Annotated in this window: 11 protein-coding genes; all 11 read right to left on the bottom strand. The window is 34.6% G+C overall.

The features are described from left to right. Positions 1-64: 64 nt before the first annotated feature. Genes QWY92_RS00140 through QWY92_RS00090 form a run of 11 tightly spaced genes read right to left on the bottom strand, consistent with a single transcriptional unit; the run spans position 65 to position 11697 of the window. Positions 65-955: a hypothetical protein gene (locus QWY92_RS00140; RefSeq protein WP_290267611.1), complete on the bottom strand. Its 891-nt coding sequence runs from the start codon at positions 953-955 to the stop codon at positions 65-67. 1 nt (position 956) lies between these two features. Then, positions 957-4706, bottom strand: a complete 3750-nt coding sequence (locus tag QWY92_RS00135; protein WP_290267609.1) for a baseplate J/gp47 family protein — start codon at positions 4704-4706, stop codon at positions 957-959. 23 nt (positions 4707-4729) lie between these two features. Then, positions 4730-5140, bottom strand: coding sequence for a GPW/gp25 family protein (locus tag QWY92_RS00130; RefSeq protein WP_290267607.1), 411 nt, complete (start codon positions 5138-5140; stop codon positions 4730-4732). Further along, entirely contained in the window at positions 5140-5439 is a 300-nt protein-coding gene (locus QWY92_RS00125) for a PAAR domain-containing protein (RefSeq protein WP_290267604.1), read from the bottom strand. Before QWY92_RS00125 ends, QWY92_RS00130 begins: the two co-directional genes overlap by 1 nt. A gap of 20 nt (positions 5440-5459) precedes the next feature. Further along, positions 5460-7253, bottom strand: coding sequence for a type VI secretion system tip protein VgrG (vgrG, locus tag QWY92_RS00120; RefSeq protein ID WP_290267602.1), 1794 nt, complete (start codon positions 7251-7253; stop codon positions 5460-5462). A gap of 7 nt (positions 7254-7260) precedes the next feature. Continuing rightward, positions 7261-7899, bottom strand: coding sequence for a CIS tube protein (locus QWY92_RS00115; protein ID WP_290267600.1), 639 nt, complete (start codon positions 7897-7899; stop codon positions 7261-7263). A 33-nt stretch (positions 7900-7932) separates the two neighbouring features. Then, positions 7933-8115 carry a DUF5908 family protein gene (locus QWY92_RS00110; protein ID WP_290267598.1) on the bottom strand — a complete coding sequence of 61 codons (183 nt, stop codon included), beginning with the start codon at positions 8113-8115 and terminating at the stop codon, positions 7933-7935. After that, entirely contained in the window at positions 8115-8576 is a 462-nt protein-coding gene (locus tag QWY92_RS00105; RefSeq protein ID WP_290267596.1) for a phage tail protein, read from the bottom strand. Before QWY92_RS00105 ends, QWY92_RS00110 begins: the two co-directional genes overlap by 1 nt. 5 nt (positions 8577-8581) lie before the next feature. Further along, positions 8582-9034, bottom strand: a complete 453-nt coding sequence (locus tag QWY92_RS00100; RefSeq protein ID WP_290267594.1) for a phage tail protein — start codon at positions 9032-9034, stop codon at positions 8582-8584. 32 nt (positions 9035-9066) lie between these two features. Continuing rightward, positions 9067-10635: a phage tail sheath family protein gene (locus tag QWY92_RS00095; protein WP_290267592.1), complete on the bottom strand. Its 1569-nt coding sequence runs from the start codon at positions 10633-10635 to the stop codon at positions 9067-9069. A 30-nt stretch (positions 10636-10665) separates the two neighbouring features. Further along, entirely contained in the window at positions 10666-11697 is a 1032-nt protein-coding gene (locus tag QWY92_RS00090; protein WP_290267590.1) for a hypothetical protein, read from the bottom strand. Positions 11698-11700 lie beyond the last annotated feature (3 nt).

The raw sequence follows: 11700 nt of genomic DNA, 5'->3' as shown, positions 1-11700 counted from the left end.
TTTCGTTTTTTATTCTGAAATTAGCAATGTCCTTTATTAATATTACCATTTGATACTTTTACTGTTAATCAGGAACAAAATTGGGACTCCATAACTGCGTTATTTTATAATACACCTTTATATTTTTGTCTTCAGGATTAGCTTTTGCATCAGCGCCGTAATGCCTCATGGTTCGCATTTGTAAATTATACTCTAAGGTTTTGGACTCAAACAAAGCACAAAACCAATCGTATATTTTTTCATGCCATTTTTTTTCTTCTTTTTCCATCTGCCCTGCTTCTATTTTTGAAGCTTTACAAACCCAACGGATATTTATTCGATTACTAGAAGGCCCATAATGCGAAACCGTTTTTGATATTTTAGAACGACCATAAACCGACGACGCTATGGCGTGTAGCAGAGAGTATTTTCCGTGATTACGTTTGCCTTTTGCATAAGCCATAATTTGAAAAGCATGGACCTCTTTTAAATTTTCATCGAAAACATTGTACCATTGACCATCGGCTGGAAAATTGCCAGATTTAAAGGTGCCTACGTGCCCTTTTGAAGCAATAAGCCCGTTAACATCTAATTTTTGTTGTGGTGTATTTGTACCAACCCCCATACGTCCAGAGCTAGCTTCTATAAAAAACTCAGGCGGTATTTCCTGCCCGTTATCTTTTTGATTTCTGTCTTTTAACTCACTAATAAAAATACCATGGGAAGAAATTGAAATATGGTATTTAGCATTTTCATCGTCGCTGTTTTCAAAAAAGCTAACCAATTCACCATCGACTGTTGGATAAATCATTAAACCACTATCGTCATCAATATCAAGACGATCATCTGCTTTATTGAAATTTGAGTTTATTAACTTCTCGAAATGCTCGGCCGTAGGCAAGTTACCTTTCTCAAAATATTTGATAAGATCCTTCCTACTGGCTATTTTTCGTATTATTTTTTTTGCTTCGTTCATATTAATCGTCGATATAAACTCCTTTTTCATTAATAACAACAAAATCAGAGCCAATACTGAGGTCTCCAATACCTTGAATTTTATTTTCTAAATCGGTCTCAATATCTGTTTCTGGCAGCAATACTTCTATATGATGCTTTTTAGCCGATGTTAAAATAGCATAAGCCGATATGGTTTTTAGCTCCCATATTTTTTTTGAATCATCATTTACTTCGGAAGTTGTACTTGAAAACCGACCATTATCTTTTTCTGTATCAATAACCCGGTGTTTATCAATAACATCAACTAATTGAATTACCGAAAAATGAGTTACTTTTTCAACATATGGTCTGCCATTAATAAAATTCAAAATTTCGGTTGTTGTAAACGACCTATCGAATAAAATATCATTGTTGAAATCCATAACATCTGGAGATAAAAACATCACTAATTCTTCATTCAACTTATCTCTTAAATCCCTGCTTTTTTGCACTTCAAAAAACTGTACTCTACACCGTACTTTTAAACTTTCAAAAACAGGATTACAAACTTCAATCTTCATGTAAGGCGACACATAACTTTTAATGTAATTTTTAATTTCATTTAAAGTATCAACATCTAATTTATTCCCTTGATAAAAGGTATTCCCAGATGTGTTGTGCTTAGGAATTAACACAATTTGCGTATTACTACCCTGCACTAATTCATTGGGATAATTGTTTCTACCGTACACTCTTACTTTTTCAATTTGTTGAAACTCATCTAAAACCATACGCTCAATATCCCAATGAGTTACGCCTCTTTTTTTATGGCGTAATTGCTCGCTCACTCGAGTGTAATACATGGTTTCATCTTCCTTATTATCATGACTCTCAAAATGGATCGGTCCTGTAATAACATCTATATCCTTATGGCCAATGGCTGATATTTTTAGCTTATTATTTCTAAGTTTTTCGTCAAAATCTGGACGAGATATTTTTGCTTTTGAAGTTAAATCTACGGCTTGTGTAAAAATATTTTTTACTCTAGAATTAATATCTTCAGCACCATCAAACTCAACTTTAATCCAAAATTTCCCAGATTCCATTCTTGTGTTTTCAAATTCAACAGCATACGGTATTTGCACTTTTATAATACCCGATTTTATTAAGCCTTTAGTTTCTTCTTCGAGTACCATTTCGGTATAATCTACCCAGTCATTATTACATAAATATTTCCAAGAAATTCTGGGTACTTTTATTACAGAATGAATGTAAACGGCGGGTATTAAATCGAAACCAATACTTACTACATCGCCCGGCATAATATTTTGTAAAGCGATATAAAGGTTCCCTTTCTTATTAATTTGTGGAAGCAGAAAGCATTCCGATTTAATTGATCCTGGAAACACCACAGAATGCCCAAATGGATGTATGTGAACTAGTGTAACATCGGCAGATTCGGCGTCTTGTTTCCGTAATACACTTTCTTTTGCCGTGTTTCGATAAGCCACTCTCAATTGGTCGATTATTGGGGTATACGGTTGGTTTGGCAAAGGAACATTACGTTTAAACAAACGGCTACTTTCCATAGCTGCCTTCGCATAAATTTGAGGAAACACCTGATGACCAAAACCAATATTTGGTCGTTTTAAAATAACGTAGATAGAGGTTTTATCCTCCCCACTTTTAGCCGTAACCTGAACCATTTTATTATTTAATTGAAAATCGTCTAAATTAACATCTATAACTCTCGAGTTTTTTAAATATCGATAGGCATCGCTTTCAAATAAATTAAATTCTATATGCTTAAAAACACTAGCCGTACGGTCTAAATTTCGGGTTTGAGCTATAAAAGCTTTAAAAGAATCGTTGGTAATCTCTTGATTATACTCGGCATAATAGGTTTTAAATCCGTCCTTTAATTGCGGTAACCCGTTCCAGTTTATAGAAAACGATAATGCTGATAAATTTTTCTGAAGAATAATAGGGTTCTGAATACGTAAAAAGCTCCCGATTTCGGGTATAGCACCAAAAGGTGCAAACGGAATGGTATGGTCTATTTCCCCATTGGAATTGGATAAATTAAGCCGACTAACATCGGTAACATCAGCAATAATGCGTATATACTCTAAGGTTCCCGGTTTTAAAAAAGCATACGGATGATAAGTGGCGTCATTATTTAATAAAATTTTAATACATGGCCAAACTGCATCAAAACCACCTTCGTGAAGGTCTGGATTATAAGAAATTAATTGATCGCTTAATGATTTTAAAGGAATCCGGATGGACACTAATTTACCCTTAGCCGTGGTTTTTGAATATTCAATTTTTTTCCAACCTTCATCATCCGTGATATAAATATTAAATGCCTGATTGAAAAATCTAATTTTAATATTTTCCTTTAAATTCGTTTTCTTAATTTCCTTTTCGGAAGCTGTTATCTTGGGGTTCTTTTTTAAAAATATATCTAATTCTTCATTAAATAATTTAGCAAAACAGGATGACGTATGCTCATTAAATAAATCGTCTATAAATTTTAACTCTAAAGTAACTACCTGGTTGCCTTTTTCTAAAATTAATGCAGGCGAACTAATGAGGAATCCAACCTCTGCCAAACTATCATTTTCTTCACCAAAAATTAAAGGATAATCGTCAAACGTGTTAGTTTGAAATGCATTCCTAGCCTGAATACGCTTTAAAATATCGTCTTTAAATAACATGTTATATTGAAAAGCATCTGTTTGATGTTTTGTTACAAAAGGCTCGTGCGTACTTTTATAAATTGTTTTTATATCGCTTATGGTTGCGCGATTAAGTTGTGTCACTGTTTTTGTGGTAAACAAGACATCGTTCTCAAAACCAATATCAAAATTAAAAGCTGTGTTTTTAGGGAGAATTAAATTCTCGACACCTTTACTTAAAATGCAAGACACCATAGTTTTATGCCATTGTGAATCTTGAATTTGTTTCTGCTGAAGTAAATCGCGATAGTAGTAATCTAGATGTTTTTTAGTGATATTATTAAGCTCAATTTGCGCGTATTTAAACACTTTAAAAAAGCCTAATAACAAACCAATATGTGGTAAATGATTATGTACTAAATTTAAGTTTTCCTGAAATTTCTTAGAAACGGATTCCTTAAAGTAAATAATATCGGTGTAAATGTTATTAAACTCTTGATTTAAGATATTAAAAACACCTTCCATATCAATATTGGGCAGTGCTGATATTTTAGTATCGTTAAATTCTAAATTGAAATCAAAAAATATTTTATCCCGAATTTCTTTTGGTAGATCTACGTACCTGTCCTCTTTTTCAAGCCTACTAAAAAGCGGGTTAATAGTGGTAATATACGTTCCAATGGCTTTTACCAAATCGTCAATTTCGTGGACTACAGTGCCTTTATAATTTGATTTTTTTAATAATTGATTCCAATGGCGAACGGTATTAACTAATTGATACACATTCTTCATTTTAATAGAAGCCTTTACCTGTATTGTAGTGTCTGGATCTGAATTATTTTGAAGTGGTTTATAATTTACAGCATCGTTATTTTCTTTAAAAGAAATAATATCGGTTTCTGAAATTAAGGCAATAATAAAAATTGGATCATTGAGAAAAAACGACTCCCAATCGCCATCTGGTCTATCGTTTTCGTTATAATAATTTACATTTTTGGCATAAGCTAAAGTTGAAATAATCATGTCCTGCATAGCGCGTTCGTCCAGCTGAATATAATCTGGCGAGAGCGCTTTACTTTTCCTTGATTTTCTACTTGATCCTGTATTCATTTCAATAGCTAAAAAGTGAAATTCTAAATATTGGTTCCTTCATTCAAATAATACGGCAATACCATGTTACTTCTAGAATTGGTGATAATAATGGTATAATCGATATGGAGGTTTATTACCCCATCTGCATCGCCTTCTTTTATGTTTATTTCTATATTTTTTATTCTTGGTTCGTGGTATAACAAAGCGTCGTAAACAGCATCTCGCAACATCGTCATGTGTGTAGGATCTCTAGTTTCAAAAAGATATTTATGAATACTACACCCAAATTCGGGAACCATAAGCCTTTCTCCAGGAATGGTGCCTATTATTATTCTAATGGCCTGCGTGATATCCTTTTCATTTTCAGTCATTTCAAGACTGTTATTTTCCTTGATGAATGCTGGTGGAAACGCCCAACCTCGACCTAAAAACGATTTATTTATATCTTCCATTATCCGCCAATCATTACTGTTGGACATCCTAAAACAATACTTCCACCATGGGCCGTGGTATCGCCCATTCGGGCTGCTGGTTTTCCACCAATCATAACCGTAGCAGAACCTTTCACAATACTATCTGGCGGCCCTACACAAACCAAACTATCGCCCATAACGGCGGCCGGCATTTTGCCAATTAATACCGTTGGTGAGCCAGGCCCAACAATAGGGCCTCCTACATGCGGTATTGGCGGTAATCCGGGGGTTACCATGGGACATACGTGCATATCTGTGAGTCGTGCTGCTAGAGGCATAATTGCTTTGTTTTTAATTATTAATTTATCATCACCATGGCGCCTTTCACCGTAGTTTGCCCTGAGGCAGACAATTCGGCCGAGGCATTCCCTTTTGCTGTAAAGGATGTTTGGGCTTTGTGCGTAACACTCATACCTTCCAATGTAGCATCTCCCGTAGCTTTCATAACGAGATTCGAACCTGCTGTTAGGTTTATAGCACCTTCGGCTTTTATATTGATATCTTTAGGCGATTTCATTGTTATACCAGATTCGTCCATTATGATACTATTATCATTCATATCTTTTATACTAACACTTTTTGCTTTATCATCTAAAACCATGGTGTTTTTAGAAGGTGTTTCAATGGTTAAAATTTTATCTTCGTCATCAAATTTTATAAATATTCCTGATTTAGAATAAATGGATTTGAATTGATTTTTTTTATCTGTTATTTCTTTAGGCTTATGTATAGAGCTGTAAAGCGATCCCGTAATCACAGGATATCTCGGGTCGTTATTCATGAAAGTAACGAGCACCTCATCTCCTACTTCAGGAAAGAAGAAAAAACCTGCGTCGGCCGAAGCATATGGCAATGACATTCTGGCCCAAACACCATCATTTTGCCCTGTTCCAACAAAGGCCGGTAAGGTAATTAGTACCCTAAAATTATTATCAGGATCTTCTATTATTTTTTCAACTGTTGCTATTTGCATTCCGTTTATTGGTGGCAATAATCCGGAGGCACCTAAATCTTCAACATGTGGTAAAGCAGCATGTGGTTTGCCCGATTTACCAACGTAAAGTTCCGTTATCCAATCGCCATCCTGCAAACTATGTACTACTCTAGATATAAAAGCATTTCCATTAAATCGACTATTAAAACCAGAGAGTAAAATTAAATTGCCAGCTACTATTTTGGTTGTTCCGGGAACGGTAATTTTACCTTTTATTTTTTCTAATATAGCTTTGAAAGCTTGCCCTTCTAGCTGAGCTTTCATTTCCTCTTTACTTAACGTGGCTGAAGAATAAGCATCGAACCCATTCGACAATACTTCTGATAATTTTTTTGCAGATAAATTCCCCTGATTTAAAGCATCGTTGATTTTTACTTCGCTCGTTTCTATTTCTTGCATACTCGGATTCCAAGACGACATATTATAGGAATCAAACATGTTTTCGCTCTCTAAACGTAAATCAATGTCTATTACAATTTGTGAGGCTTCTAATTCTATTTTTGGTGTTTCGGAAAAATTTATTTTTTTAACGCTTAATTTATTTTGATACGTGGTAACCATCATATTATTGGCCTCGGCTCTAATAACAACATAATCCCAATCGGAGCAATTATACTGCATCAATATGGGGTGATCTACTGTGGTGCCCTCCATTTCTAGATCTAAAGCATAATTACCTACAATACTTTTTATGGCGTCGGAATCTAACTTATCTTGAAATATAGCATTGTGTCTTCCCTTGGTCATGCTAATGGCTTTATCTTCACAAACAATAATAAGTTTAGAATGTCCGTCTTTTACTTTTAGTTGCTGAGATACAATGATACCTTTAAAAACTTTTTCTGTTTTATCGATATAACCAAGCGAAATTTCGATTGCTATACCTGGCACAAAATCGGCACCCTCACTATGCACAAAAGGTTCGTTTACAGCACCTATAGCTCCACCATCTTGCATAACAATTTCTGCGGAAGTAATTCGGTTAACCTCCATATCTATTGTTATTTCCTGAACCTCAACAGTATCTTTAATTTTTTTACCTTCAACGAAAATGTCGAAATCAATAATACCTTCAGTTGGTTTTAGTTTTTCAGTCATAATTCTATTAGTTTACAGGCGGAAATGCAATTTGATCTCCCGGTTTTAAATCTCTAAAATTGACTAAGTTATTTTCTTGAGCAACTCTAATATAATACTTGCTATCGCCATAAATTCGATAACACATTAAAGGCAGCGTATCTCCATCTTTCACGGTTCTTAAATGTGTAAGATCGGATGAGTTTTTCTTTTCTACTAGCCCTTTTTTCTTTGCACTAACGGAAGCTACTAGCCTTAAAGACAGCTCTGATCGCATTGGCGATCCGTCTAAATCTAACAAGGTGTGGTTAACATTCCAAGACTTTAATCGACCTTCAAACAATGATTGTGAGCCCCAATAAATGCGTAAATAATTAGGCTCATGGATATCTCCATTAAAATCGTATGCTAATTTTTTTAATTTATTTATCTGATCTTCAACAGGCTCGGCACTAATAATACCTGTACCATCAAAAAACAACTTAACTTCAAAATTACTGGAGCCAACACCTTTATAAGCTACAGTTTGAGCACTGGATCCGTTTGTGGAATTACTTGTAGAAAACTGTTGTTCCTTATTGTCCTTTATATTTTCTGGATTAAATAACACATCGTAATTACCCACAGTATGTGCATATTCAGGATCGGAATATGCTACAATTTTCATCTTTGTTAAGTTCCCTTGAGCCTTCATAAAATTCTAACGTATTTTTCGAGATTCCAGTTTTGAAAATACGGTATCTACACAATCCTTTTTTATTGATTTCTGAAAATCTTCTAAATAGCTTTCCAAATCGTCTTTATTAAATGATGCTTCGGAATTAAGCGACGGATTTTTAGTTACAATACCTCGTATTATTATTTCTTTTACAATTAAAGCCATTATACTTCTCTTTTAAAATAACGATAATTTAGGGTGAGTGTCTCTATAGCCAAATTATTACTGGTGCTATTAAGCGCAGTTAGTTCCCAACTTACAGGAAACGCATGCACCACACTCCATGCCGCCAATATTTTGGTATCGCCAGCACCTAACAATTTTATGGAAATATCTCTAGGGCTAAATTTAAAATTATTGATAGCTTCTTTACACCAATCATCCAATTTAGAATTAGGTGTTAAACACCGCTTTAAAACCAAATTATCAAATTTGGGAGGCGTTGGAAAGCGATGTACAAAATGATTTTCACCGCCTTCTTTTCGCTCTTCTATACCAAATGTTGCTTTTAAGCCTGAAACTTCCTGAAAACTGCTATCTATTGTATCCATACCGGTCAAGGTTACCGAAAAATAAAAAGCAGTTGGTGGCCCTGAATCAAGATCGAAAAAACCTGTGACACTCATAAAAATTATGCGTTAGCTATAGTTAATCCTTCATGTGCAATCTCTATACTTTCAACGGCTACTTCACTACCATCCGATTTTAAATCGGTTGAACTTATTTTGGATGGCCAAGCATTTAATAAGGTCCAAGTCATGGTTGGATTTCCACCTTCATCTAAAAGTTTTATCACTACATTCTGACGTTCAATGGTGTTCATTTTTAATTTTACAAACCAATCCCAAAAAGCATTATCTTTTGCAAACACCCCTTTTTTCATGGTGACTTTGCTGTTTTTAATCATGCCAGGCATGCTTATCTTTGAAAACACGGGACTATTACCGTGTCGGTATTCAATAGGTTCCGATTCAATATCTAAACCACTAACTTCTTGAAAAGGAATATTTGTGGTTGCCCCCCAATCTACCATAAAGTAAAACTTTGGTAAGGGCCAATTCTTGTCTTGTGCTTCTCCTGCCATAATATGTGTTTTTTTAAAAATTTTATATTAATTTATGATTTCTGCATTTGTTGTTCGAAGGATACTACAATGAATTCGGCTGGTCTAACGATAGCTAATTTCACTGAAATTAACATTTTACCTTCCAAAATATCCAAACTCGTCATGGTGTTTCCTAAACCGATATTAACACTAAAAGCATCTTCAGGTGTGGATCCCGCTAAAGCACCTTGCTTCCATTTTTCTGTTAGATAATTATCAATCATACTTTTTACGGTAACCCAAGTATTGGCATCATTAGGCTCAAAAACATAAGAACGTAAGGCCAGTTTTATAGATTGCTCTAGCATAATCATGGTTCTACGCACGTTAATATAGCGCCAATCTAAACTGTTACCATCTAAAGTTCTACCACCCCAAACTAAAGTTCCAACTCCTGGAAACGTTCGAATTGCATTTATTGATTTCCCAGAAATGGCGTCTACATTTAAGTTTTCTTGCTCATCGTGTGTAATATTTGCCGAAGGTTTTATAACATCGTTAACACTAACATTAGCTGGAGATTTCCAAACACCTCTATTATTATCAACCATAGTATATACACCCGCCATAGCAGCTGATGGTGGCATAAGGTTGATTATGCGACGTAGTTCCTCTAATAGATTAACATAGGTTGGACTAGTAGCTAATAAACCTAAATGGAAATTTGTTTTCTCGGTATCGGTTTTCTCTCCTGTTGCAGCAGCTTCTGTAGCAGGTACATCGGCATCATCGGCAGTCGCATCTTCTGATGCTCCTTGTGCTGCCGGATTATTATAATTTTTAATAATCTCCTGAGCATCCGTTTCAAGTAATATGGTTTTTAAATCTATTGAAGGATCTAAATTTTCGAAAGTAAGATCTTGCTTGCTTACGATGCTAGTTTCAAGCCATGGATAGTATGTAGCGCCATATTTAAGAAATTCCGAACCTATTTTTTCTCTAAATTTGGTAACCACATCAACATCTGAGTTCCCCACAATACGCTCCTCAATACCATCATAAATATCAAAAATTCCAACTCTACTTTGCATGTGATTGCAATGTGCCAAAACTTGCTTATAAATATCATAACAGCCATCGCCTAACTTCACTGCATCTGGAACAAGTACCATGGTTGGCTCCTGTTCTTTCTTTAAAGTTTCGAGACCTTCTAAAATTTGCGGCTTATCTATAGCTACAGGTGCATCAGCATAAGTACCAACCGATACTATATAACACGCTCCACCTCCATTACTGTAAAACAAACGAATACTATTAAACATATAAACCTCATGATTGGTTAAGTAATCAATAGCCGTTTCGGTACCATTTAATGTAAACAAATATTTATCGGGCTTCTCCGCATCAGTCGATTTTGGATTAAGTGAAAATTGCGGATTAAAAGCACCTCCAAACAATTCAATATAATCTTTAAACGATTTTATTTTAGTTGGCTTTTTAAGTAGTGATTTACCGCTTCGCGTTGCCTTTTCGGTATAACCAATAAACGCGGGAACCGCTGTTGCCACCTCCACCACGGAGCCAGGAAAAGCATTTTTTTCATCGATGTAGACACCTGGTGTCATCAGTGTTTTTGCCATAATTTTCTGTTTTAATTAATAACCTATTTTCTAAAAATAAATGTGTGAATAATAATTTTCATCATCACTATGAGGCTCTTGGATAAATATCTGTGCTGGAGAAGCGAAGGGTAATTTTTTTATAACGATTTTTCCAGATCCTGAATCTGGATTATAATCACTTACAAGCTGAAGGTTGTCGTTATAATATTCTAATAAAGGGAGTTTATTTATAGATTCAAAAACAATAACTTCTGAATGGTTAATTATGTTTTGCCTTTGAGCTACTTTAAAAATTGATTTTTTATCTTTATTGATAATGCTTAAACCTTCGAATGTTTTATACGCCTCGTTCACTAAAAAGTATTTCCAATAGGTTTCACGGCTTTTAAAACAGATGGTATAATTTACCATTTCATTGGTGGCAACATGTTCCAACAAAGTTCGGGGAAATAGAGTAACTATGCCCAAAGGTTTCCGCCACATAGTCTCGGTAGAATAATATACTTGAAGTACTTTTATATTGTCAGAAAAAACGTGAATAACACATGATTCCTGAAGTGCCACATAAAACACTGCAGGTTTACTTGCTGATTGTTCTACTGATTCCCATGGAATTTCTTCGCCATATTCCGTTTTAAAAATATAGCTTTTTGTGGCATCGAAATTCGGAATTTCTATAGTACCAAAACATATATTCATACATTGCTTAGTACCAACAAAATCGGTATTATGAAGTATATACTGTTCGTTTTCTGAATTAAATTCGGTTTCAAAATTACTAAAATAGAGTAACTGAGTTGAAGGTTGATAATTGCCTAATTCGGTGTAGTTAATATACTCCATATCAGGATGGGAAAAATTAAACTGCAAAGATTGGTCCCATGATACTGACTCCAGTAATTCTAAATTAGAAGCCAAAATGTAAAACCCTCCAGAAAAGAATTTAACAATCAAACCTAAATTCTCTAATAACTTTGAAGTTTTTCGCTCTATATAAAACCCAGCAGATTCATCCACTCCATTTTTGAAATATGAATGCTTTATAGTGATTTTTGCTATAATTGTAAACTGCTCGCTCATTAT

Source organism: Algibacter miyuki (assembly GCF_030409805.1).
GTDB lineage: Bacteria > Bacteroidota > Bacteroidia > Flavobacteriales > Flavobacteriaceae > Algibacter > Algibacter miyuki.
The sequence above is the reverse complement of the archived record's forward strand: the minus strand, read 5'-3'. Positions and strand labels throughout refer to the sequence as shown.